Here is a 22,069-nt window from a genome sequence, read left to right as displayed (position 1 = left end):
ACAGCTGTAGTGACCTCTCGCACGATACTACAGATGTAGTCGAGTCGGGGTAGGTTGTCCCCATGACCGCACGCACCAACGGCTCCCCCTCCCGCGCCGAACTGATCGCCGACGCCGCCCTGGCCCTGCTCGCCGAGCGCGGGATGCGCGGGCTCACCCACCGGGCCGTGGACGAGCGGGCCGGACTCCCCCAGGGCTCGACGTCCAACCACGCCCGCACCCGCCAGGCGCTGCTGGAGGCCGCCGTCCGCCGGCTGGCGGAGCGCGAGGCGCAGGTGCTCGCTCCGGGAGAGATGCCGGTCCCGGACGGCGGAACGGACCAGTTGCTCGACGCGCTCTCCCTGGCGCTGCACCGCTATCTGACCGACCACCCGGCCCTGCTCGTGTGCCGCTACGAACTGGCCCTCGAGGCCACGCGCAGGCCGGCGCTGCGGACCTTCTTCGACCGGACGGGCGCCCTGTTCCGCGAACCGCTGATCGCGCTGATGGCGGGCGCGGGGTCGGCCGAGCCCGAGCGGCACGCGCTGTCGCTGGTGGCCTGGTGCGAGGGGCTGATGTTCTCCTGCGCGGCGGGTTCGTACCACGCCTCCGTACCCACCAGGGAGGAGCTGCGGAAGGGGTTCGGCGAGCTGCTGCACGGCATGCTGGGCCGCTGACATCCTTGACGGTGCCCCGTGCGCGTCCGCCAGGATGCGAGCCATGACGCCATCCGACAGGCCGACTTCCGAACGGGCCGCGCCCGCCACCATCGCCGGCGAGCGCGAAGCGCTCGAAGCCTGGCTCGACTTCCAGCGGGAGACCCTCGCGCTCAAGTGCGCCGGGCTCGACGACAAACAGCTCCGCGAGGCATCGGTCCCGCCGTCGGAGCTCTCACTGCTCGGCCTCGTACGGCACATGGCGGAGGTCGAACGCATCTGGTTCCGGAGCGTCCTGGACGGCGAGGACGTCCCGCCGCTCTACTACAGCGAGGCGGACCCGGACGGCGAGTTCCATCTGACCGGTGAGGACACCTGGGAGGCCGCGCACACGGCCTGGCGCGCCGAGATCGCGCGGGCCCGTGAGCTGGTCGCGACGAGGTCGCTGGACGACCTGACCGCGGGCCACCACCCGCGCGGCACGTTCGATCTGCGCTGGATCTACATCCACATGATCGAGGAGTACGCCCGTCACAACGGGCACGCCGATCTCATCCGGGAGCGGATCGACGGCGCCACCGGCGTGTAGGGCCTGTCCGGCGAATCAGGCTGGATCAGCGAGTCGCAGGGCGTCGCGAGTCCGGCATGATCCGCCGGACAGGCCGTACGTCGCAGGCCTCTCAGTCCTCCGCCAGCCGCCGCTCCAGCCGGTCGATCGCGGCCCGGACACCGGCGCCGTACCGATCGTCGGCCAGGGCGTCCGACGCCGCGCGGGCACGCTCCAGATGGGCGCGCGCGGCCTCGGGGCGGTGGAGCTTCGCGTAGTCCGCGGCGAGGTTCAGATGCAGGGAGGGGTACATCCCGCGCACCCCGCCCGCCGAGTCGTGGCCCTCGGCCGCGGACAGCGCCCGCAGGTCCCAGGCGAGCTCGTCCCCGGGATCGTCCTGGGCGTCCGCCATGTAGTGGGCGAGGGTGCAGCGGTGCAGCGGGTCGCCGTACACCCCGATGTGCGCCCACAGCTCCCCGAACCGGTTCCGGGCCTCCTCCCGGTCGCCCGCGTGGAGCAGCATGACCGCCTGCCCGATCCTCGTCGTGAAGGCATCGTCAGACGTCTCCTGCTGCTCCACCATCGCGGCCTCCAGCGTCTCGGCATGCGTGATCCCGACGCTAGTCGCCGCCACCGGCAATCCGGCACAGGCTCGGACGCGGCCCCGGACCTGTCAGCCAGGTGTCCGAACCTCGGGGCCTGCCGACCGGAACGGACCCCCGGGCCCCATCGGCCGGAACGGCCCCCGGGCCCGGACGGCCGACCCGTACCCAGTGCCCGGGGCTCGGACGGCCGGCCCAGGTCCGGGGCCAAGGGCCGGGGCCCGGACGGTCAGCCCAGGTCCGGGACGCGCCAGTCGATCGCCTCGTGCCCCTGGGCCGCCACGGCCTCGTTGATCTGCGTGAACGGGCGGGAGCCGAAGAACCTCTTCGCGGAGAGCGGCGAGGGGTGCGCGCCCTTCACCACGGCATGGCGGCTCTCGTCGATCAGCGGCAGCTTCTTCTGCGCGTAGTTCCCCCACAGCACGAAGACCGCCGGGTCGGGCCGCGAGGCGACGGCGCGGATCACCGCGTCCGTGAACTTCTCCCAGCCCTTGCCCTTGTGGGAGTTGGCCTCGCCGGCCCGCACGGTCAGCACCGCGTTGAGCAGGAGCACGCCCTGCTGGGCCCAGGGCATCAGATAGCCGTTGTCCGGCACCGGGTGGCCCAGCTCCTCCTGCATCTCCTTGTAGATGTTCCGCAAGGAGGGCGGGGTCTTGACGCCCGGACGCACCGAGAAGCACAGGCCGTGGCCCTGGCCTTCGCCGTGATAGGGGTCCTGGCCGAGGACCAGCACCTTCACCCGCTCGAAGGGCGTGGCGTCCAGCGCGGCGAAGACCTGCTCGCGCGGCGGGTACACCGGACCCTTGGCGCGCTCGTCCTCGACGAAGTCGACGAGCTCCTTGAAGTAGGGCTTCTGGAGCTCCTCGCCGAGGACGCCGCGCCAGGACTCGGGCAGCATGTCGGTGTCGGTCACGTCAACAACCTCCGGTGTGCGATCAGTTCTCGATCAAGAACCTACCCCCGGCCACTGACAATCGCCGCTGCCGGTCTCCTACCAGCTGGCCTTCCGCTCGAACTCCCACACCTGCATGATCGTCTGCGGGTCGAGGGAACGCTCGGCTCCGGCGACTTCCTCGCTGGCCGCGATGTGCAGCTTGCCCTGCCACAGCGGCAGCAGCCGGACGTCCTCAACGAAGATCTTCTGGGCCTGCTCGAACTGCTGGGACACCGCGCCCCGGTCGCTCTGCTTGCGCGTCTCCGGCAGCAGCACCTGGGTGATCTGCGGGCTCTCGTAGGGCGTGCTGAGCGCGTTGTTCTTGCCGACGAACGGTGCGACGAAGTTCTCCGGGTCCGGGAAGTCGGGGAACCAGCCGCGCCCGAAGACGGGGTACTCGCCGTTCTTGAAGCCCGCCTGGAACTCCTTCCAGGGCTTGCTCTTCAGCGTGATCTTGAACAGCCCCGACTTGTCGAGCTGCCGCTTGAGCTCGGCGAACTCGAGAGCCGTGGAGGAGCCGTAGCGGTCCGTGGTGTACCAGAACGTCAGCTCGACCGGTTCGTTGATTCCGGCGTCGGCGAGGATCTCACGGGCCTTGTCCACATCCGGCTCGCCGAAGGTGTCGAAGAAGCTGGTGGTGTGGCCAGCGATGCCCTTGGGGATCATCGAGTACAGCGGCTCTGCCGCGCCCGGGTAGACCTTGGCGACCAGGTCCTCACGGTTCACGACCTGGGCGATCGCCCGGCGGACGGGGAGCTTGGCCACCTTCGGGTCCCGGGCGTTGAGGACCAGGTAGCGGATGTCGGCGCCGACGACCTCGACGACCTGGAGCCCCTCGTTCTCGGCCTTCTTCTGCTGCAGTTCGAGGACTTCCTGCGCGGTGAGACCGCGGTTGGTGACGTCGAGCTCCTTGTTCTTGAGCGCGGTCACCATCGCTTCCGATTCCTTGAAGTAGCGGATCGTGACGGCGTCGTTCTTGCGGTCGGCGAAGCCGTCGTAGCGGTTGTTCTTCTTCAGCTCGGCCTGGGAGCCCTCGGTGTACGACTGGAGGATGTACGGACCGGAGCCGACGAGCTTGCCGTCCTCACGGAGCTTGTCGGCCGGGTACTCGGCGGGGTCGACGAGCGACATGGCGGGCGTGCCGAGGACGAAGGGGAAGGTGGCGTCCGCCTTGGTGAGCCGGAAGGTGACCTTGCGGTCGCCGTCCGTCTTGATGTCGCGGAGCGATCCGAGCAGCGGGCTGGGACCACCCGGGACGTTGATCTTCCGGATCCGGTCGATGGAGTGCTTGACGGCGTCCGCGTTCAGATCGTGCCCGTTGGAGAACTTGAGGCCGGCGCGCAGCGTGCACTCGTACGCGGTGCTCGTCGTGTCCGTGAACCTGCAGCTCTCGGCCGCGTCGGGCTTCGGGTTCGTACTGCCGGTGGGGAAGCTCAGGAGGGTCTGGAAGACGTTCCGGTACAGCTCCCAGGAGCCGTCCCACGCGGCGGCCGGGTCGAGCGTGCTCGGCTCACTCGTCGTACCGATGACTATCGGCTTGGCCCCATCGGCGTCATCGTCCGAAAACAGACCGCATCCCGACGCCAGGGATATGGACGCAAGGACTGCAACCGACCGCAGCATCGTCCGGTTGAACACGTGCACGCTCCTCGTTCAGCCATGGGTCGGCGAACCATATCGCAGTGCCCCGCCGGAACAATCTGGAGGCCCGGCGGGGCACTTGGGTCATCTCACACTATTCCGGTGCAAACCGGATCAGTGAACTCCGGCATTCAGGAAAATTCCGCCATCGACCACGAGCGTCTGACCCGTAATCCAGTCCGACTGGTCGGACGTGAGGAACGCCGCGGCGCCCCCGATGTCCTCGGGCACACCGAGCCGGCCCAGCGGATAGGCGGCGGCCGCCTCCGCCTCCCGCCCCTCATACAGCGCTTCCGCGAACTTTGTCTTGATCACGGCGGGCGCGATGGCGTTGACCCGGACGACCGGCGCGAACTCGTGCGCCAGCTGGAGGGTCAGATTGACCATCGCCGCCTTGCTCATCCCGTACGCCCCGATGAAGGGCGACGCGGAGATCCCGGCGACCGACGCGATGTTCACGATCGCACCGCCGTTCTCCTTCTGCCACGCCTTCCAGGTCTGCTGGGCGAAACCGAGCGCCGAGATCACGTTGGTCTCGTAGACCTTGCGGGCCACACCCAGGTCGAGCTCGGCCATCGGGCCGAAGACCGGGTTGGTGCCGGCGTTGTTGACGAGGAAGTCGACGCGGCCGAACACCTCCATCACACGCTCCACGGCGCCGACCTGGTGCGCCTCGTCATGGGCCTTGCCCACGACGGCCATGGCCCGGTCCGGGCCGAGCTTCTCGACGGCCTCCTTGAGCGCGCCCTCGCCGCGTCCGGTGATGCACACCCGGTCACCGCGGGCGACGAGCGCCTCGGCGACGCCGTAGCCGATACCCCGACTGCCGCCCGTGACCAGGGCGACCTTGCCGGAGAGCGGGGGAAGTTCCCTCGTGGTCATGTCAGTGGCCTCCGGTTCAGTTGAGCGGGCCGCCGGCGACGTACATGACCTGGCCGGAAATGAACCCGGCGTCGTCGCCCGTGAAGAACGCGATCGCGTTCGCGACGTCCTCCGGCCTGCCGACGCGCTGGACCGGGATCTGGGTGGCGGCCGCCGCCTGGAACTCCTCGAAGCCCATGCCGACGCGGGCGGCCGTCTGGGCGGTCATCTCGGTGACGATGAAGCCCGGGGCGACGGCGTTGGCGGTGACCCCGAACTTGCCGAGCTCCTTGGCGAGGGTCTTGGTGAAGCCCTGCAGGCCCGCCTTGACGGCGGAGTAGTTGGCCTGGCCGCGGTTGCCCAGCGCCGAGGAGGAGGAGAGCGAGACGATACGGCCGAACCCCGCGTCCACCATGTGCGACTGGACCGCCTTGGCCATCAGGAACGCGCCCTTGAGGTGGACGTTCATCACGATGTCCCAGTCGGACTCGCTCATCTTGAAGAGGAGGTTGTCCCGGAGCACGCCCGCGTTGTTCACGAGGATCGTCGGCGCCCCGAGCTCGGCGGCCACCCGCGCGACGGCGGCCTCGACCTGGGCGGAGTCCGAGACGTCACAGCCGACGGCGATGGCCTTCCCGCCGTTCGCGGTGATCTTCTCGACGGTGTCCTTGCAGGCCGCCTCGTCCAGGTCGAGTACGGCGACGGCACGGCCCTCGGCCGCGAGCCGTACGGCGGTGGCGGCGCCAATGCCGCGCGCCGCTCCCGTCACGATCGCGACGCGCTGCTCGGTGGTGGACATGGTGGGTTCTCCTCGCCCTTGGGTACGGCTCCCGCGGTACGTCACGGTAATGAGCGACCGCTTAGTACCTTCTGTAGACGAGAAGCTATGAGCCCTGGCACCCGGTGTCAACGTGCCCCCCTCTTTTCGAGGGGTCGGTTCACCTCCGGGGCGCTCCAATGGCTGGTGACAGCGACGCGCCCCTTCGGCTCACTCGCCCGCCGATCAGCGCCCGAGCACGTCTCACACGCCCGCCGATCACCGCACGAGCACGTCCAGCAGGCGCTCGATCTCCGCCTCCGGATCGGCCGTCAGGCCGGTGTGCACGGGGCCCGGCTGGACGACCGTCGAGCGGGGCGCGATCAGCCAGCGGAAGCGGCGGCCCGCGTCGTCCCGCGCCGCCTGGCCCGCGTCCTCGCCACCCCGGCAGACGCCCTCGACCGCGTGCAGTGCGGCCCGTACGCCCATCACGTCGGCCTGCGGATCGAGTGCCCGCAGCTTGGCCTCGTCCAGATACGTACGGGCGGCGACGAAGGTCTTGGCACGGCAGTAGACCACCACGCCCGCGTTGAAGCACTCTCCGCGCTCGACGCGGGGCACGACGCGCAGCAGCGCGTACTCAAACACGTCACGGTCGCTCACTTGGCGTCGCCCTTCTTCGTGGGGTGCGGCCACGGCGTGAGGTGATCGGTCAGCCAGCCGGGGGCCTGCGACGGCCGGGGCTTCGACGGGGCGCTCAGGGTGATCCGGTCGTGGATGGTGGCGGCGCGCGGCAGCAGCGCCTCCACATAGGCGCGGCGCAGCTCGGCCGTGGAGTCGAAGCCGGGCTCGTCGACCAGCCATTCGTCCGGGACGTCCGCCGCCACCTCGGTCAGGAGCTCCTCGGTGACGAGCGGGGCCAACTCCGCGGCGGCCGCCGCGATGTCCGGCCCGAAGGGCGCGAGGGCGTGGTCGGACGCGTCGTACGGTTTGGCCGCGGAGGCCTGGGCGCCGGGCCAGTTGTGGTGCCAGATCATCGTGGCACCGTGGTCGATGAGCCACAGGTCCCCGTGCCAGACGAGCATGTTGGGGTTGCGCCAGGACCGGTCGACGTTGTTGATCAGCGCGTCGAACCAGACGACACGGCCCGCCTCCCGCGCGGTCACCTCGTACGCGAGCGGATCGAAGCCGATCGAACCGGGCAGGAAGTCCATGCCGAGGTTCAGCCCGCCGCTGGCCTTGAGCAGCTCCTGCACCTCCTGGTCCGGCTCGCCGAGGCCGATGACCGGGTCGAGCTGGATCTGGACGAGCTCCGGCATCCGCAGCCCGAGCCGACGCGCCAGCTGCCCGCAGATGACTTCGGCGACCAGGGTCTTGCGGCCCTGGCCGGCTCCGGTGAACTTCATGACGTACGTACCGAGATCGTCGGCCTCGACGATGCCCGGGAGCGAACCGCCCTCACGCAAGGGGGTGACATAGCAGGTCGCTGTCACTTCTGTAAGCATTTCGCCAGGCTATCCGTTCGGTCAGCCGTTGATCGCGGGATATTCACCGCGCTCGGCTCGATCGCGGGGACGGCGGGTCAGGGCTCGATGAGGCCGACGCGGATGGCGTAGCGGGTCAGTTCGAGGCGGTCGCGGAGGCCGAGTTTCTGGAGCAGGTTGGCGCGGTGGCGCTCCACGGTCTTGGGGCTGATGACGAGGAGGTCGCCGATCTCCTTGGAACTGTGGCCCTCGGCGACGAGTTTGAGGATCTCCTCCTCGCGTTCGGTGATGGGCCGGTCGGGCAGTGGGCTGCCCGTGCGGGCGCGGTCGAGGTAGGTGCGGATGAGGGTGGTCTCGGCACCGGGGTGGATGAAGGGTTCGTCGCGCAGGGCGGCGCGGCACGCTTCGACGAGGTCGCGGTCGGCGACGGATTTGAGGACGTATCCGGAGGCGCCGGCGCGCAGGGCTTCGAAGAAGTACTGCTCGTTGTCGTACATGGTCAGCATCAGGATCGGCAGGCCGGGGCGGATGCGGGCGAGTTCGCGGGCGGCCTGGAGGCCGGTCCGGCGGGGCATGGCGATGTCGAGGACCGCGAGGTCGATGCCGATGCCGAGGGCGTGGGCGACCGCTTCGGCCCCGTCGGCGGCCTCGGCGAGAGGACGAGTTCGGTGGCCGGGCACAGGTGGGGCAGGCCGGGGGTGATGTGGGCGGTGGCGCTCAGGCGGGGGGTGGTGAACTCGGCGGCCAGGGAACGCAGTGCGCTGTGCAGGCCGAGTTCCTCCAGGACGCCGGGGCGCAGTCGGCGGGCGATGCGGCGGATCTCGTCCAGGCTGGCGCGGGTGGTCTCCTGGGCCCCCAGCAGGTCGTCGCGTACCGGTTCGGGGGCGCGGTCGGCGGCGTGCTTGAGCTGGAGGAGGACCGCGGTGAGGGTCTGGCCGATCTCGTCGTGCAGTTCCTGGGCGATGCGGCGGCGTTCGGCCTCCAGCGCGGTGAGCACCCGGCCGCTGCTGGTGGCCCGCTCGGCTTCGAGGCGGTCGAGCATGGCGTTGAAGGCCGTGGTGAGTTCGGCGATCTCGCCGTCGCCGGTGACGGCGGGTCGGGCGCCGGGCTTGAGGAGGTCGGCCGTGGCCATCGCCCGGTTCAGCCTGCCGAGCGGGGCGAGCCCGATCCGCAGCAGGACGGCGTTGATCACCAGCATCGCGACCAGTCCGCCGAGCAGGACGAGCGCCTCGCCGAAGAGGACCGGGGTGGAGACGGTGACCGGGCCGAGCAGCAGTGCCACCGCGAGGGCCAGAACGGCGGCGTTCAGCAGGAAGATCCGCCAGTACAACGACACGGCCCCACGCCTTCCCGCCGACCCCGGACACTCGTCGCCCGGCTCCTCGACACCCCGCCGTCCAGATGCCCTGACCTGCGGCGAAGCCTACTTCCCGCCCCATCCTCAACGGAGCGGAAGGCGCCTGTCCATCCGTGCCGACACCCATATTCGGACCCGGGGAAAAGTGGCACGATGAGGCCGCCGAGCGGCCGCCCCTGCCCGTGGCCGTGCCGCGTACCGCACCGGCATCACACGCATGGAACGAACACGAGGGGATCAGTTGTGCCTGCTCCACGGATGCGCTCGACACCGCTGCCCGGCATCGGCGTCCAGTACGACCTCACCACACGCGAACGCCGTCACCTGTCGGTCATCGCGCACCGCGACGGCACCCGCACCGTCAGCCTGTACGAGGCCGACGACCCCGACGCCTGCGCGCAATCGCTGCACCTGACCGGAGCGGAGGCGACCTCGCTGATCGACGCGCTGATGCCGGCCCATCACAGCCCCAGCCTGCTCCACACCACCGACCTGGGCCTGGTCGCCGAGCGGATCGAGCTGTCGGCCCACTCGTACTGGAACGGGCGGCTGCTGGGCGAGACCCGTATGCGGACCGAGACCGGCGTCTCCATCGTGGCCGTGCTGCGCCGCGCCGAAGCCCGTCCCTCCCCGTCGCCCGACTTCCGCCTGGCCGGTGGGGACACCCTCATCGTCATCGGCACCCGCGAGGGCGTCGACGCCGCCGCGGCGATACTCGGGCGGGAGTGAGCGCCTGTGCATTCCGCTCTCTTTCTGATCGAGTTCGGCGCGATCCTGCTGGGTCTGGGACTGCTCGGCCGAGTCGCCGGGCGTCTGAAGTTCTCCCCGATTCCCTTGTACCTGCTGGCCGGTCTCGCCTTCGGCAAGGGCGGGCTGCTGCCCATGGGGGCGAGCGAGGAGTTCGTCGCGATCGGCGCCGAGATCGGCGTCATCCTGCTGCTGCTCATGCTGGGTCTGGAGTACACGGCCAGCGATCTCGTCTCCCATCTGAAGACCCAGTACCCGGCGGGGCTCGTCGACTTCGGCCTGAACGCGGTACCCGGCGCGGTCGCCGCGGTGCTCATGGGCTGGGGTTCGGTCGCGGCCGTCGTGCTGGCCGGTGTCACATGGATCTCGTCCTCGGGTGTGATCGCCAAGGTCATGGGGGACCTCGGCCGCGTCGGCAACCGGGAGACCCCGGTCGTCCTCAGCATCCTGGTGCTGGAGGACCTGGCGATGGCCGTCTACCTGCCGATCGTCACGGCGCTGCTGGCCGGGGTGAGCCTGGCCGCCGGCAGTGCGACGCTGGCCATCGCGCTCGGCGTCGCGGGCGCGGTGCTGTTCGTCGCCGTGCGCTTCGGGCGGGTGATCTCCCGGTTCGTCTCCAGCGACGACCCCGAGAAGCTGCTGCTGGTCGTCCTCGGCCTCACTCTCCTCGTCGCGGGCATCGCCCAGCAGCTTCAGGTCTCCGCCGCCGTCGGGGCGTTCCTGGTGGGCATCGCCCTGTCCGGGGAGGTCGCGGAGGGCACCCACACCCTGCTCAGTCCGCTGCGGGACCTGTTCGCCGCCGTGTTCTTCGTCTTCTTCGGCCTGCACACCGACCCCGCCAGCATCCCCCCGGTGCTGCTGCCCGCCCTCGCCCTCGCGGTGGTCACCACGCTCACGAAGATCGCCACCGGGTACTGGGCGGCCAAGCGGGCCGCGATCGGCGTCAAGGGCCGCTGGCGCGCGGGCGGCACGCTCGTCGCGCGCGGCGAGTTCTCCATCGTCATCGCCGGCCTCGCCGTCACCGCCGGCATCGAACCGGCTCTCGGCCCGCTCGCCACCGCCTACGTCCTCATCCTGGTCGTGATCGGGCCGCTCACCGCCCGCTACACCGAACCGGCCGCCGCCTGGGTCGGCCGCCGCCTGCCGGCGCGCCGCCCGAGTCCGGAACCGGTCGGGGCGGCCGTGCCCTCCCCCGCCGGTTCCCCGGACCACGAGCAGGTGCGGGAGCAGACGGTCTCCGGGCCCGGGAACGACGCGTAGGGCCTGTCCGGCGGATCAGGCGCCGGTCACTCGACGCCGTCGTCCGCGTCGCCGCTTCGTGCCCTCTTCGTGACGCGTGGAATTGAACGGACCGGGTGAGGTTCCCGTACAACATCGCGAACCGGCCGACGGAGGCCGGCCGTTGGACAACCGTGGAAGACCGTGGAAGGGGAACCGGCATGACCGGAACGCAGGAGACCGCGCGGGCCATGACGCGTCGCACCGTCGTCGCGGCGGTGGGTGGAGCGGGGCTGACGGTGGCCCTCACCGCGTGCGGCGGCTCGGACAGCGGGGCCGCGGCCCCGGAGCAGCCCCCGGCGGCCGGCGGGGGCAGCACGCCGGGGGGCGGTACGGGCGGTGCGGCGGGCAAGGTGCTCGCGAAGACCGCGGACATCCCGGAGGGCGGCGGCAAGGTCTTCGGCGACGTGGTGGTGACGCAGCCGACGGCGGGCGAGTTCAAGGCGTTCTCGTCCAAGTGCACGCATCAGGGCTGTGCGGTGAAGGACGTGTCCAACGGCACGATCAACTGCCCCTGCCACAACAGCATGTTCGACGCGACGGACGGCAGCGTGAAGGGCGGCCCGGCGACGATGCCGCTGCCCGCCGCGCAGATCGTCGTGGAGGGGGATTCGATCAAGCTGGCGTGACGGGCGCCCGTCGTGGGCGTTTCCAGCAGGCCAGCACGTCGTCGGTGGTCGTGACGGTGGCGACGAGCGCGAGCGTGTTGCGGATCATCGCGGGGGTGTAATCGGCGGGCACCCCCGCGATGGCGTCGGCCGGGACGACGGCCGTGTACCCGAGGTTCACGGCGTCGAAGACGGCGTTCGGAATCGCCACATTGGCCGAGACGCCGGTGACGACGAGCGTGCGGCAGCCGAGGTTGCGCAGCAGGGCGTCGACCTCCGTGCCGGCGATCGGCGACAGCCCGTGCAGCCGCCGTACGACGATGTCCTCGTCCCCGACCTCGATCGGCTCGGCCACGCGCACCGCCCGGCTGCCGGAGTGCTGCTGTACGGGCAGCCGTTCGGCGGCCCTGAACAGCCGGGCGTTACGGTTCGCCCCGCGCCCGTCGGGCCGCCGCTCCGCCACCGCGTGCAGCACCTGCACCCCGGTCTCGTGGGCGACGGCAACGAGCCGCGCGACATTCGCCAGGGCGCCCGATGACCGGGCCTGCGCCGCGAGCTCGGGCAGCGCGCTGTCGTCGCCGACGACGCCCTGCTGGCATTCGACGGTCAGCAGGACCGTGCCGCCCGGTTCGAGCTGCTCCAGAAGCTTTTCGGACGAAGTCACCACTTCGCTCCCCTCCTCGACGGGCGCGACGGTAACCGCCATTGCGTCACGAGGGAAGAGCCCTCATGATTTCTGACACCCAGTCAGTTATCACCTGGTCAGTTAGCACCTGGTCAGCCAACGTCACCAACGGAGGGGGCCTCGGATGGCCGTCACACAGCGCCGCGGCCGCCGGATCATGATGACTCCGGCCGAGCTGGACGCGTTCCTCGCCGAGCAACGCACATGCCGGGTGGCCACCGTGTCCGCGGACGGCCGCCCGCACGTCAGCGCGCTCTGGTACGCCTGGGACGGCACGTCCCTGTGGCTGTACTCGATCACCCGCAGCCGCCGCTGGGCGGAGCTGCGCACCGACCCGAGGATCGCGGTGGTCGTGGACTCCGGGGAGGAGTACGGCGAACTGCGCGGCGTGGAACTCTCGGGCACCGCCGTCTTCGTCGGCGAATCCCCCCGCACGGGAGAACCCTGTCCGGAACTCGAAGCCCCCGAGCGGCTGTTCGCCCGGAAGAACTTCGGCCTCGACACGATGCCCCACGACGGGCGCCACGCCTGGCTGCGACTGACGCCGGAGTCGATCGCGTCCTGGGACTTCCGCAAGATCGGGGCGCACTGAGCGGAGGCTTCGCCCCCGCCACGGGGCCCCTCAGCTCATCGCGGCCGCCCGCGGGGCCTCCACGCACTGAGCGGAGGCCCCGCCCCGCCGCGGAGCCCCTCAGCTCGCCGCGGCCGCCCGCAGGGCCTCCACCGCCGCGCGGATCGAGGGGCGCCGGTCGGCGTCGCCGCGCCAGACCGCGTAGATGTGCCGGAGCATCCTCTGCCGTACGGGTACGAGCCGGACGCCCTCCGGCACCGGGCCGCGCCCCAGCCTCGGGGTCACGCACACCCCGAGGCCCGCGGCGATCAGCGCCAGCTGGGTGTGGTGCTCGCCCGCGAAATGCGCGATCCGGGGCTCGATGCCCCGCGCGCGGAGCGTGAACACCAGCCACTCGTAGCAGAATTCGCCCTCCGGCCAGGACACCCACTCGTCGTCCGCGAACTCCTCCAGGTCCACTTCCGCCCTGCCCGCGAGCGGATGGGAGACCGGCATCGCGACGTCCGCCACGTCGTCGAGCAGCTGCGCCCGGACCAGACCGCCCGGCACCGGCAGCCGCTTGTTGTGCCAGTCCAGGACGACCGCCAGGTCGAGATCGCCCCTGATCACCTGCTGTACCCCGGCCTCCGGCTCCACCTCGCCCGAGCGCACACGCAGTTCGGGATGGGCGGCGCGCAGCTGGGTGAGCGCCGCGGGGAACAGCCCGCGCGCGGCCGTCGGGAAGGCCCCGATCCGCACCTCGCCGACCACCTGTCCGCGCTGCGCCTCGATATCGGCCTGGGCGAGCTCCACCTGGGACAGGATGCGCGCGGCGTGGTCGGCGAGCAGCCGGCCGGCGTCGGTGAGCCGCACTCCCCGACCGTTCTTGGTGAGCAGGCGCTGCCCCACCTCCCGCTCCAGCTTCGCCATCTGCTGGGACACGGCCGACGTGGTCACGTGCAACCCGTCGGCCGCACCGCTGACCGAGCCGTGCCGGGCCAGGGCGTCCAGGGTCCGCAGGCGCTCCAGGTTCAACATGTAAGCAATGCTAATCCGTCATGTCGAAGAAATCTCGCTTGTGCTACGAGATGGGTGACGTGACAGTGGACGGCATGAGCACCGCTACGCAGCCGCCTCGCCTCCCCACCCGCTCCCTGCCCGCCACCGCGACCCGCCGCCCCGCCGTCGACTGGCGCGTCAGGTTCCTGGTGCTGTCCCTCATCTGGGGCTTCAGCTTCCTTCTGATCAAGGTCGGCACGCAGGCGTACGCGCCGTTCCAGGTCACCTTCGGCCGGCTGTTCTTCGGTACGGCCGTGCTGGCCGTGGCCCTCGCCGTCAAGCGGGACCGACTGCCGCGCGGCCTGCGCACCTGGGGCCATCTGGCCGTCGCCGGGTTCCTGCTCAACGCCCTGCCGTTCTCGCTCTTCGCCTACGCGGAGCTCACGATCCCCTCGACCCTGGCCGGGATCTGCAACGCCACCTCCCCGCTCTGGGGCATGGTGCTCTCCCTCGTGGCGTTCTCCGAGGACCGGCCGACCCGTCGCCGCGTCGCCGGTCTCGGTATCGGCTTCATCGGCGTGCTGACCGTGCTGGGCGTCTGGCAGGGGTTCTCCGGACTGGACGTGACCGGTACCGCGATGGCGCTCCTCGCCGCACTCTGCTATCCGATCGGCTGGATCTACGTCCGTCGCACGCTCGCCGGTTCCGCCCATTCGAACCTGTCGCTCTCCGGCGCCCAGCTGCTGCTCGCCACGCTCCAGCTGGCGGTGGTGACCCCGCTGTTCACCACGCTCCCCCGTTCGTTCCCGCTGGCCCCGCTGCTCGCCGTCGTCGCCCTGGGCGCGCTCGGTACCGGCCTCGCGATGCTGCTCCAGTACGGGCTGGTCGCCGAGGTCGGGCCCACGACCGCGACGATGGTCACGTACTTCATCCCGGTCATCGCCACCGCCGCCGGCGTCCTGCTGCTCGGCGAGCGGCTCGGCTGGAACACCCCCGTGGGAGCGGCCATCGTGCTGGCGGGCGCGGCGCTCACCCAGAGCCGACGCCGGCGGTGAACCCCGGCGGGCACGTCAGCCGTAGCTGCCCGCGGGCATCGGCCCCGCCGCCGAGGCCACCGCGTCGGCGAGGACCGCGATGTCGTCCGCAGTGAGCCCGGAGACGGTGATCCGGATGGCGGGGGGCGACGTCATCCGGAAGCGCGCCCCAGGGGCGACGGCCCACCCGGAGTGGAGCAGCCGGGCGACCGTCCCCGTCTCGTCGGCCACCGGCACCCAGACGTTCATTCCGCTGCGGCCGTACGCCTCGACCCCCCGATCGGCCAGCGCCCGCACCAGCGCCTCGCGCCGCCGCCCGTACCCCCGCGCCACCGCTCCCGTGTCGACCGCGCCCGACGTCCACAGCTCCACGACCACGCGCTGGAGCAGCCGGCTGACCCAGCCGGGACCGAGTCGCTGGCGCCCCAGCACCCGGTCGACGGTGAGGGCGTCACCGGTCGTCACGGCGACCCGCAGGTCCGGGCCGTATCCCTTGGCGACGGAGCGTACGAACACCCAGTGGTCCGTGACCCCGGCGAGCGGGTGGAGCGGCTGGTCGACGATGGCGTAGCCGTGGTCGTCCTCGATGAGCAGCACTCCGGGGTGCCGGGCGAGCACCTCGCGCAGCTCACGGGCGCGCGCCTCGGAGACGACGGCGCCGGTGGGGTTCTGGGCCCGGTCGGTGACGATCAGGGCGCGGGCTCCGGCGGCCAGTGCGCGTTCGACCTCGTCGGGGCGCGGTCCGTCCTCGTCGAGGGCGACCGGTTCCGGGCGCAGTCCGAGCGCCGGGATCAGGTCCAGCAGGCCGGCCCAGCCCGGGTCCTCGACGGCGACCGCGTCACCGGGCTTGAGATGGGCGGTGAGTACGCGCTCGATGGCGTCGAGCGAGCCGGAGGTGACGGCGATCGGCCCGTGCGGCACTCCGTCGGCGGCGAACGAGGCCAGCGCGAGCCGCGCCAGCTCCGGGTCCACCGACGCCTCCCCGTAGAGAGCGGGCCGCTGCGCGTGGTGGCGCGCGGCGGCCGCGAGGGGCGCCTGGAGCGAGGGCAGCAGGGCGATGTCCGGGTTGCCCTCGGAGATCTGCCGGACGCCGGGCGGCGCGTCGACCCGGAGCGAGGCGCGCGCCGTGCTGGCCGGGCGCGGGCGCACGCGGCTGCCCCTGCGGCCCGCCGTTTCGATGACTCCGCGCTCGCGCAGCGTGCGGTACGCGGAAGCGACGGTGTTCGGGTTGACCCCCAGCTCGGCCGCCAACTCCCGCATGGGGGGCAGCAGTTGCCCCGGAGCAAGGTCTCCCGACCCGACCCCTCGCTCCACGCTCCCGGCAATCTCCGATGCGCGACGGCCCGTGATCCGATACTCTCCTAGCACAAACAACATTATGCACTAGTGCAATGGAGTACGCAATGACCGCGACGCCTACGGAGCCCGCCTACCGGACCACCGAGCGCACGGTGCCCACCCGCTCCCGGGACCGTGCCTCCTACGACCGCGAACTGGTGCACTCGATCCTCGACGAGGCCTACGTCTGCCACCTCGGCTTCGTCCGCGACGGGGCGCCCGTCGTGCTGCCGACGCTCTACGGCCGCGTCGGCGAGAGGCTGTACGTCCACGGCTCCACCGGCTCCCGCCCGCTGCGCATGGCCGGGCAGGCCGATCCGGGCCTCGAGGTCTGTCTGACCGTCACCCACGTCGACGGCCTCGTGCTGGCCCGCTCCGCCTTCCACCACTCGATCAACTACCGCTCCGTCGTGGTCCACGGCACCGCCCACCAGGTCACCGACCCGGAGGAGAAGGCGACCGCCCTCGACGCGCTGGTCGACCACGTCGTGCCGGGCCGCTCGTACGACTCGCGTCCCGCGAACGCCAAGGAGCTCGCCGCCACCGCCGTGCTCCGCCTCGACCTCGACGAGGTCTCGGCCAAGGTCCGCACCGGCGGCCCGAACGACGATCCCGAGGACGTGTCCCTGCCGTACTGGACCGGCGTCCTACCGCTGACGCGCGGGCACGGCGCGCCGATCCCGGCCGACGACCTCGACCCGGCCGTCGCTCTGCCGGACTACCTGTCGGTGCTCTAGGCGACTCCGGTCGGCCTCCGTCGACTTCATCGGGAAGCGTTTCGACCGGCTCCCGTCGACTCCCGTCGGAACGATCCGGTCGGCTCTCGCCCCCGGTCGGGACCGATTCCGGGACGGCAAGGCCCGTACGGGGAGCGGGCCATGCCACGGGGCGGGCCCGCGCGGCGCAGCGCGGGTCCGCCCCCTCCGTCACCGATGCGGCCTGATCCGAACGACAGGCCCTCGCTCACACGGTCAGCGCGTCCCGCCGTGCCGCCGGCCGCGCTTCCTGCCAGGCCAGGCCCACGACGGCCGCGAGCAGCATGAGCGTCCCGGCCACCGTCGCCGCGGTCAGCCGTTCATCGAGCGCGGTCACCGCGAGGACCGCCGCGCTCACCGGTTCGAGCAGCATGATCACGGAGACCGTCGCGGCACGCACGACCGCGGCGCCCGCGAAGTAGAGCGCGTACGCGAGCGCCGTCGGCACGGCGGCGACGTACACCAGCAGCCACAGCACCCGGCCGGGCTCCTCGGTGTGCGGCAGCAGCCCCTCGGCCAGCGCGAACGGCAGCAGCCCGACCGCCCCGACCAGGAACGTCCAGGCGGTCGTGGACAGGGCGTCGGGCGCCTTGCCGTCGCGCCCGAGCCACCGGGTCAGCAGGGTGATCGCGGCGTAACCGGCGGCCGACAGCACGGCCAGCGCCACGCCCAGCGGGCGGACCGTGGCACCGTCGCCGCCCAGCACGAGGACCGCGAGTCCGGTGAGCGCGCCCGCGACCGCGGCGATCCCGCCGCCGCCGAGCCGCTCCCCCATCGTCAGCCGCGCCCCGATGGCGATCAGCACGGGGCCCGCGCCGAGCGTGACGACGGTGCCGACCGCGAGTCCGGTCTGCTCGACCGCGGCGAAGTAGGCACTCTGGAAAACCGTCAGACCGATGCCCGTACCGAGGATGCGCACCAGCCTGCGGCGGCGCGGCTCGACCGCGCCGACCGGCCTGCGCGGCCGCAGCGCTAGCACGCCCGCGAGCAGCACCAGACCACCCAGACAGCGCCAGAACGACAGGGCGAGCGGCCCGAGGTCGCTGACGCCGAAGACCAGCGAGGCCGCGGCTCCGGCGGTCCCCCAGGCCACCCCGGCGACGACGAGGAAGGAGAGACCGCGTCCGACGGACAGGCCGGAAGGAGCGGTTGCGGAAGGATTCGACACGTGAGTTCTCCGTGTGCTGAACGTCCGGGGTCGCCCCCGGAGCCGCGCCGGACCCGTGCGGGCCGGGCGTCGGCGGGAAGACAGGACAGGTGGCCGCCGGCTCCACACGCGGGCGGCGACGAACCGCCCGGGGGACTCGACACCCCGGGCCCGGTCTTCGTCAGCGGTCGGCCGCCCGCGCTACGCGGCGGGCGGCGGAAGAACGGTCGAATGCATGATCGGCACCTTACGTGGCGGATCGACCGGCGGCCAGCTCCCCTTCAGGCGCGCGCTCGGCTCCCGGTCCGCCGGCCACCGGCCCGGACGGCGCCTTGGGCGTGGACGACTGGGCGATGAACGCACCGACCAGAACCACGGCGCCGCCGATGATCTGGGGCGGCGACAGGTGCTCACCGAGCAGCACCCAGGCCAGTACGGTCGCGATGACCGCCTCCAGACAAGCCACCACTCCGGCCACCTGCGGGGAGAGCCTGCGCACCGAGACGACCCCGGTGACGTACGCGACGACGGTCGCGACCAGCACGATCCAGCCGAGCAGCAGGCCCGCGGGGACCGACGTCCCGCCCATGCTCGCGTCGGCGCCCAGCAGGGAGAAGTCCATGCCCCACGGGCGGGCGACGACGGTGAGCACGAGGGCGCCGATGAGCAGTCCGTACGCGATCACGCCGAGCGGGTCCGCGGCGTCCTCGTCGCCGGCGCCCTGGTCGGACAGGACGAAGTAGCCGACCTGGCAGCAGGCGGCGCCGAGGGCGAGCAGCAGCCCGATCAGATCGAAGCTCAGCCCGGACCACACCTCGACGACGCAGGCGAGTCCGCCGACGGCGAGGACCACTCCGAGCGCGGCGGCGCGGGTGACCGGGCGGCGCTGGACGAAGCGGACCCAGGCGAGGACCAGGGCGGGGGCGAGATATTCGATGAGCAGCGCGACCCCGACGGGGATCCGGGAGATCGACGCGAAGTAGAACGCCTGGACGCCGGCGACGGCGAGCAGGCCGAAGCCGACGAGCAGCGCCGGCTTGCGTATCAGCAGGTCGCGGTGGCGCCAGGCGACCGGCAGCATGACGAGCGCGGCGCCGGCCACCCGTAGCCACACCACATGCAGCGGGTCGAGTCCCGCCTCGATGAGCGGCTTGGCCGCCACACCTGAACCACCGAATGCGAACGCCGACGCCAGGGCGAGTCCCAGGCCGGCGCTCCTTCCCTGAGACGCGTGCATCGGCACATCATGGCAGCAGCACGTCAGGAGCGTCACATCCGTTACACCTGTTGAGACAACTCCCCGATTCGCCCTTCCAGCCACCCCGCGTCCACCCCGGCCCGGTCCAGCACCTCGACGGCGCGGCAGCGGTGGTCCGCGGCGATCGCGGCGAGCAGATCGAGGCCGGTGGCGCGGGGCCCGCCGCGCAGCCGGGCCCGTACCAGCGCGCCCTCCATCGCGGCGGCGGCCGACGGCGACCAGCCCGCCGGCTCGGCCGCGCGGACGGCCGGACCCGCCCCGGAGTCCTCGACCGAGCCCTGCCAGCGCAGCCCGTATCCGATGCTGCGCTGGACGAGATAGCCGAGCACCCTGGCGACCTGCGGCCCGTCACCGAAGGCGGCTCGCGCCCCGCCGTCCCCCTCTATGAGGGAGTGCAGCAGATGGGCGGTGTCGATCTGGCGGTCACCGTCCCGCAGCGCGCGTCGGCGCGCCCCCGCGACGACCGAGGCCAGCTCCACGGTGAGTCTGGCGTCGGACTCGGCACGCAGGGGTGCGGGCCGGTGGGGCAGCCGCGGGACAGGGATTTGCACACTCCTACCCCATCAGTCCCCCGCGGTGCGAGCATCCCCGCACGGGAGCATTTGGGCATCCCACAGAAGTTGGGCACACCGGGCCCGTCCCTCCTCCTTACGGATGAGACCGGGCACCGCGCCACCGAATCTGACAGTTCATCAGTATTGAATGTTCGCCGCCGCGCGGCTACGTTCCGTCGACACCAGAACCCGATGTGATGGCGTGAAGGGGTGGTCGCATGGCCGAGGTCAGTGCAGAGGCGCGCATCGAGGCACCCGCCGGGAAGGTCTGGGCCCAGCTGACCGACTTCGCCTCGTACGGCCAGTGGAACGCCACGCACACCAGCTTCCCGCAGGGCGGTCCGGACACGCTCGCGACCGGCGCCACCTTCGCCGAGAACATGAAGCTGATGGGCTTTCCGGCCGAGGTGACCTGGACGGTGGAGGAGCTGGAGCCGGAACGGGTCCTCGCGATCAGGGGCAAGGGGCCGATGGGCGTCACCGTGGGCACCCGGTACGCGCTCACGCCGGACGGGGACGCCACGTCGGTGCGGATCGACGGGGAGTTCACCGGGGCGGCGGTCTCGCTGATGGCGGGCAAGCTCAAGGACTCGGCGACGGCCGCGCTGAACGAATCGCTGCGCAAGCTGGGCGGACTGGTGAGCTGAGCCTCTCTCTTCACATGCGAGAAGGGCCCCGCCCGAGGGCGGGGCCCTTCTCATTCACTCGCCTCAGTGCTCGTCGGCAAGGATCAGATACAGCTTCTTGCGGGCTTCGTTGATGGCCGCGATCGCCTTCTGCCGCTGCTCCGGGCTACCGGTCTTCCAGACCTGGCCGAACGCCTCCATCAGACCGAAGCCGGCCTGCCTTATCTCGTTCATGGCATCCCAGTCGATGCCGCGCCCGGCCTCCTCCCACGGGGCGTCCGGGACCGACTCGGCCTCGGTGCGCCCGGTGTCGGTGAGCGTGAACAGCTTCTTGCCGCCCTCGCTCACGCTGGCGATCAACCCCTCGTCCTCCAGCAGCTGGAGGGTCGGGTAGACCGAGCCGGGGCTGGGCTTCCACGCCCCGCCGCTGCGCTCGCCGATCTCCTGGATCATCTCGTAACCGTGCATCGGACGGTCCTTCAGCAGCGCCAGGATCGACGCGCGCACGTCACCGCGCCGCGCCCTCCCCCGGCCGCCGCCGCGACCACGAGGGCCACCCCACGGTGGCCCGCCGAACCCCGGCCCGAAGGGGCCGAAGGCGGCGCGCCGCGTCTCGAAGTCGCCCCGACCGTGATGGCCGGGTCCACAGTTGCCCTGTCCATGGGAACGCATCGCTACGCTCCTTCCATCGTTGATCTGTCGCGATGGGTCAACGATATATCGGAATACGTCGCCGAGCAATCGTCTTCCGATCGCCGATGGGGCCAGATTCCTTGAATTGGCCTTGGCCTGCGGGCTTTGCGGCCTTCTACGGTCAGCGGCATGCGAATCCGAATCGTCGACGCCTTCACCGACCGGCCCTTCGGCGGGAACCCCGCCGGGGTACTACTGTTCCCCGACGCCGGCTCCTTCCCCGACGACGACTGGCTCCAGCGCGTGGCGGCGGAGGTCAACCTCTCCGAGACCGCCTTCGCCCACCCGCTGCCGCCCGGCGGTGACGCGGACTGGGCGCTGCGCTGGTTCACCCCGGCCGCCGAGGTCGACATGTGCGGACACGCGACCCTGGCCACGGCCCACGTCCTGCACAGCACCGGGACCGCGACCGGCACGGTGCGCTTCGCGGCACGCTGCGGAATCCTCTCCGCGACCGCTCATGAGGACGGCTCGATCACCATGGACTTCCCGGTGTCGTCGCTGACCCCGTTCGAGGTCCCGGCGGCGGTCACCGAGGCACTGGGCGCGACTCCGCTCTCGGTGCACGACACGAGCGACCACATCGGCGACCTGCTGTTCGAGCTGCCGGACGAGGCGACCGTACGCGGCCTGGACCCGGACCTGCGCGCCCTGGCCGGCAGTTCGAGGCGCGGCATCATCGCCACCGCACCGGCCGAGGACCCCGGCCGGGGGTACGACTTCGTCTCGCGCTGCTTCTTCCCGGTCTTCGGCATCGACGAGGACCCGGTCACCGGCAGCGCGCACACCGCGCTCGCCCCCTTCTGGTCGGCCCGGCTGGGGCGCGACGAGCTGACGGGGCTTCAGGGTTCGGCCCGCACCGGCCTCGTACGGACGGCGCTGCGCGGCGACCGCGTACTGCTCACCGGCAGCGCCGTGACCGTCATCGAGGGCGAGCTGCTGACGAAGCCGTGACGCGCGAGGGGGCGTACGGCAACCG

26 protein-coding genes are annotated in these 22,069 nt (G+C 71.5%); 10 read left to right on the top strand and 16 right to left on the bottom strand.

Annotated elements, in window-relative coordinates; translation table 11 throughout:
• The first annotated feature begins 62 nt into the window (after positions 1–62).
• Both ABT342_RS25135 and ABT342_RS25130 read left to right on the top strand, forming a co-directional pair.
• Positions 63–656: a TetR/AcrR family transcriptional regulator gene (locus ABT342_RS25135; protein WP_351578034.1), complete on the top strand. Its 594-nt coding sequence runs from the start codon at positions 63–65 to the stop codon at positions 654–656.
• 34 nt (positions 657–690) lie between these two features.
• Positions 691–1,224 (top strand): DinB family protein, encoded by a 534-nt coding sequence (locus ABT342_RS25130; RefSeq protein WP_502965609.1) that lies wholly within the window; start codon positions 691–693, stop codon positions 1,222–1,224.
• A 91-nt stretch (positions 1,225–1,315) separates the two neighbouring features.
• On the opposite strand, the gene ABT342_RS25125 is transcribed toward ABT342_RS25130, so the two are convergent.
• From ABT342_RS25125 to ABT342_RS25085, 9 genes are all read right to left on the bottom strand, one after another.
• Positions 1,316–1,765: a hypothetical protein gene (locus tag ABT342_RS25125; protein ID WP_351578174.1), complete on the bottom strand. Its 450-nt coding sequence runs from the start codon at positions 1,763–1,765 to the stop codon at positions 1,316–1,318.
• Between the two features lie 248 nt (positions 1,766–2,013).
• A complete protein-coding gene (ung, locus tag ABT342_RS25120) occupies positions 2,014–2,697 on the bottom strand; it encodes a uracil-DNA glycosylase (RefSeq protein WP_351578029.1) in 684 nt (227 codons plus the stop codon).
• Positions 2,698–2,775: 78 nt separating this feature from the next.
• The gene (locus ABT342_RS25115; RefSeq protein WP_351578026.1) at positions 2,776–4,356 is read right to left on the bottom strand and encodes an ABC transporter substrate-binding protein; all 1,581 of its coding nucleotides are present in this window, start codon (positions 4,354–4,356) and stop codon (positions 2,776–2,778) included.
• A gap of 117 nt (positions 4,357–4,473) precedes the next feature.
• Positions 4,474–5,241 (bottom strand): SDR family oxidoreductase, encoded by a 768-nt coding sequence (locus tag ABT342_RS25110; RefSeq protein ID WP_351578024.1) that lies wholly within the window; start codon positions 5,239–5,241, stop codon positions 4,474–4,476.
• A 16-nt stretch (positions 5,242–5,257) separates the two neighbouring features.
• Positions 5,258–6,019 carry a 3-oxoacyl-ACP reductase FabG gene (gene fabG, locus ABT342_RS25105; RefSeq protein WP_351578022.1) on the bottom strand — a complete coding sequence of 254 codons (762 nt, stop codon included), beginning with the start codon at positions 6,017–6,019 and terminating at the stop codon, positions 5,258–5,260.
• A gap of 237 nt (positions 6,020–6,256) precedes the next feature.
• On the bottom strand, positions 6,257–6,640 hold the full coding sequence (locus tag ABT342_RS25100) for a DUF3037 domain-containing protein (protein WP_351578020.1): 384 nt from the start codon (positions 6,638–6,640) through the stop codon (positions 6,257–6,259).
• Positions 6,637–7,482, bottom strand: a complete 846-nt coding sequence (locus tag ABT342_RS25095; RefSeq protein ID WP_351578017.1) for a HipA family kinase — start codon at positions 7,480–7,482, stop codon at positions 6,637–6,639. Before ABT342_RS25095 ends, ABT342_RS25100 begins: the two co-directional genes overlap by 4 nt.
• Positions 7,483–7,559: 77 nt before the next feature.
• Complete coding sequence (locus ABT342_RS25090; RefSeq protein ID WP_351578171.1) at positions 7,560–8,063, bottom strand: LuxR C-terminal-related transcriptional regulator; 504 nt, start codon at positions 8,061–8,063, stop codon at positions 7,560–7,562.
• The gene (locus tag ABT342_RS25085; RefSeq protein ID WP_351578014.1) at positions 7,967–8,797 is read right to left on the bottom strand and encodes a HAMP domain-containing sensor histidine kinase; all 831 of its coding nucleotides are present in this window, start codon (positions 8,795–8,797) and stop codon (positions 7,967–7,969) included. The genes ABT342_RS25090 and ABT342_RS25085 overlap by 97 nt, the downstream gene beginning before the upstream one ends.
• 264 nt (positions 8,798–9,061) lie before the next feature.
• On the opposite strand from ABT342_RS25085, the gene ABT342_RS25080 reads away from it, so the two are divergent.
• From ABT342_RS25080 to ABT342_RS25070, 3 genes are all read left to right on the top strand, one after another.
• Entirely contained in the window at positions 9,062–9,547 is a 486-nt protein-coding gene (locus ABT342_RS25080; RefSeq protein WP_351578012.1) for a cation:proton antiporter regulatory subunit, read from the top strand.
• Positions 9,548–9,553: 6 nt separating this feature from the next.
• Entirely contained in the window at positions 9,554–10,825 is a 1,272-nt protein-coding gene (locus ABT342_RS25075) for a cation:proton antiporter (RefSeq protein WP_351578009.1), read from the top strand.
• 179 nt (positions 10,826–11,004) lie between these two features.
• Complete coding sequence (locus tag ABT342_RS25070) at positions 11,005–11,472, top strand: Rieske (2Fe-2S) protein (RefSeq protein WP_351578006.1); 468 nt, start codon at positions 11,005–11,007, stop codon at positions 11,470–11,472.
• Here the strand turns inward: ABT342_RS25070 and ABT342_RS25065 are convergent.
• A complete protein-coding gene (locus ABT342_RS25065; RefSeq protein ID WP_351578003.1) occupies positions 11,459–12,115 on the bottom strand; it encodes a cysteine hydrolase family protein in 657 nt (218 codons plus the stop codon). The two genes, ABT342_RS25070 and ABT342_RS25065, sit on opposite strands and share 14 nt — an antisense overlap.
• A 145-nt stretch (positions 12,116–12,260) precedes the next feature.
• On the opposite strand from ABT342_RS25065, the gene ABT342_RS25060 reads away from it, so the two are divergent.
• Entirely contained in the window at positions 12,261–12,728 is a 468-nt protein-coding gene (locus ABT342_RS25060) for a pyridoxamine 5'-phosphate oxidase family protein (protein WP_351578000.1), read from the top strand.
• Positions 12,729–12,827: 99 nt separating this feature from the next.
• On the opposite strand, the gene ABT342_RS25055 is transcribed toward ABT342_RS25060, so the two are convergent.
• The gene (locus tag ABT342_RS25055) at positions 12,828–13,724 is read right to left on the bottom strand and encodes a LysR family transcriptional regulator (protein ID WP_351577997.1); all 897 of its coding nucleotides are present in this window, start codon (positions 13,722–13,724) and stop codon (positions 12,828–12,830) included.
• Positions 13,725–13,798: 74 nt separating this feature from the next.
• On the opposite strand from ABT342_RS25055, the gene ABT342_RS25050 reads away from it, so the two are divergent.
• Positions 13,799–14,740 (top strand): DMT family transporter, encoded by a 942-nt coding sequence (locus ABT342_RS25050; protein ID WP_351577994.1) that lies wholly within the window; start codon positions 13,799–13,801, stop codon positions 14,738–14,740.
• 15 nt (positions 14,741–14,755) lie between these two features.
• On the opposite strand, the gene ABT342_RS25045 is transcribed toward ABT342_RS25050, so the two are convergent.
• A complete protein-coding gene (locus ABT342_RS25045) occupies positions 14,756–16,087 on the bottom strand; it encodes an aminotransferase class I/II-fold pyridoxal phosphate-dependent enzyme (RefSeq protein ID WP_351577992.1) in 1,332 nt (443 codons plus the stop codon).
• 35 nt (positions 16,088–16,122) lie between these two features.
• Here ABT342_RS25045 and ABT342_RS25040 point away from each other — a divergent pair, with 35 nt between their 5' ends.
• Complete coding sequence (locus ABT342_RS25040; RefSeq protein WP_351577989.1) at positions 16,123–16,794, top strand: pyridoxamine 5'-phosphate oxidase family protein; 672 nt, start codon at positions 16,123–16,125, stop codon at positions 16,792–16,794.
• 226 nt (positions 16,795–17,020) lie between these two features.
• Here ABT342_RS25040 and ABT342_RS25035 read toward each other — a convergent pair whose 3' ends face one another.
• The 3 genes from ABT342_RS25035 to ABT342_RS25025 all read right to left on the bottom strand — a co-directional run bounded on the left by ABT342_RS25035 (position 17,021) and on the right by ABT342_RS25025 (position 19,768).
• Positions 17,021–17,980 carry a DMT family transporter gene (locus ABT342_RS25035; RefSeq protein WP_351577986.1) on the bottom strand — a complete coding sequence of 320 codons (960 nt, stop codon included), beginning with the start codon at positions 17,978–17,980 and terminating at the stop codon, positions 17,021–17,023.
• A gap of 226 nt (positions 17,981–18,206) precedes the next feature.
• Entirely contained in the window at positions 18,207–19,196 is a 990-nt protein-coding gene (locus ABT342_RS25030) for an EamA family transporter (RefSeq protein ID WP_351577984.1), read from the bottom strand.
• 41 nt (positions 19,197–19,237) lie between these two features.
• The gene (locus tag ABT342_RS25025) at positions 19,238–19,768 is read right to left on the bottom strand and encodes a Clp protease N-terminal domain-containing protein (protein ID WP_351577981.1); all 531 of its coding nucleotides are present in this window, start codon (positions 19,766–19,768) and stop codon (positions 19,238–19,240) included.
• A 221-nt stretch (positions 19,769–19,989) separates the two neighbouring features.
• Between ABT342_RS25025 and ABT342_RS25020 the strand changes: the two genes are divergently transcribed.
• Positions 19,990–20,418, top strand: coding sequence for a type II toxin-antitoxin system Rv0910 family toxin (locus tag ABT342_RS25020; protein ID WP_351577978.1), 429 nt, complete (start codon positions 19,990–19,992; stop codon positions 20,416–20,418).
• Between the two features lie 63 nt (positions 20,419–20,481).
• Here ABT342_RS25020 and ABT342_RS25015 read toward each other — a convergent pair whose 3' ends face one another.
• Positions 20,482–21,069, bottom strand: coding sequence for a PadR family transcriptional regulator (locus tag ABT342_RS25015; RefSeq protein ID WP_351577975.1), 588 nt, complete (start codon positions 21,067–21,069; stop codon positions 20,482–20,484).
• Between the two features lie 150 nt (positions 21,070–21,219).
• Between ABT342_RS25015 and ABT342_RS25010 the strand changes: the two genes are divergently transcribed.
• The gene (locus tag ABT342_RS25010) at positions 21,220–22,044 is read left to right on the top strand and encodes a PhzF family phenazine biosynthesis protein (RefSeq protein WP_351577972.1); all 825 of its coding nucleotides are present in this window, start codon (positions 21,220–21,222) and stop codon (positions 22,042–22,044) included.
• Positions 22,045–22,069 lie beyond the last annotated feature (25 nt).

The organism is Streptomyces sp. NPDC000410 (assembly GCF_040300305.1).
Taxonomy (GTDB): Bacteria; Actinomycetota; Actinomycetes; order Streptomycetales; family Streptomycetaceae; genus Streptomyces.
The sequence above is the reverse complement of the archived record's forward strand: the minus strand, read 5'-3'. Positions and strand labels throughout refer to the sequence as shown.

Bases quoted from the DNA above. Each gene is read 5' to 3' on its own strand.
- ABT342_RS25050 (WP_351577994.1), top strand. From the start codon at position 13,799: ATGAGCACCGCTACGCAGCCGCCTCGCCTCCCCACCCGCTCCCTGCCC.
- ABT342_RS25135 (WP_351578034.1), top strand. From the start codon at position 63: ATGACCGCACGCACCAACGGCTCCCCCTCCCGCGCCGAACTGATCGCC.
- fabG (WP_351578022.1), bottom strand. From the start codon at position 6,019: ATGTCCACCACCGAGCAGCGCGTCGCGATCGTGACGGGAGCGGCGCGC.
- ABT342_RS25130 (WP_502965609.1), top strand. From the start codon at position 691: ATGCGAGCCATGACGCCATCCGACAGGCCGACTTCCGAACGGGCCGCG.
- ABT342_RS25010 (WP_351577972.1), top strand. From the start codon at position 21,220: ATGCGAATCCGAATCGTCGACGCCTTCACCGACCGGCCCTTCGGCGGG.
- ABT342_RS25060 (WP_351578000.1), top strand. From the start codon at position 12,261: ATGGCCGTCACACAGCGCCGCGGCCGCCGGATCATGATGACTCCGGCC.
- ABT342_RS25030 (WP_351577984.1), bottom strand. From the start codon at position 19,196: ATGCACGCGTCTCAGGGAAGGAGCGCCGGCCTGGGACTCGCCCTGGCG.
- ABT342_RS25015 (WP_351577975.1), bottom strand. From the start codon at position 21,069: ATGCGTTCCCATGGACAGGGCAACTGTGGACCCGGCCATCACGGTCGG.
- ABT342_RS25095 (WP_351578017.1), bottom strand. From the start codon at position 7,482: ATGCTTACAGAAGTGACAGCGACCTGCTATGTCACCCCCTTGCGTGAG.
- ABT342_RS25110 (WP_351578024.1), bottom strand. From the start codon at position 5,241: ATGACCACGAGGGAACTTCCCCCGCTCTCCGGCAAGGTCGCCCTGGTC.
- ABT342_RS25125 (WP_351578174.1), bottom strand. From the start codon at position 1,765: ATGGTGGAGCAGCAGGAGACGTCTGACGATGCCTTCACGACGAGGATC.
- ABT342_RS25070 (WP_351578006.1), top strand. From the start codon at position 11,005: ATGACCGGAACGCAGGAGACCGCGCGGGCCATGACGCGTCGCACCGTC.
- ABT342_RS25055 (WP_351577997.1), bottom strand. From the start codon at position 13,724: ATGTTGAACCTGGAGCGCCTGCGGACCCTGGACGCCCTGGCCCGGCAC.
- ABT342_RS25020 (WP_351577978.1), top strand. From the start codon at position 19,990: ATGGCCGAGGTCAGTGCAGAGGCGCGCATCGAGGCACCCGCCGGGAAG.
- ABT342_RS25040 (WP_351577989.1), top strand. From the start codon at position 16,123: ATGACCGCGACGCCTACGGAGCCCGCCTACCGGACCACCGAGCGCACG.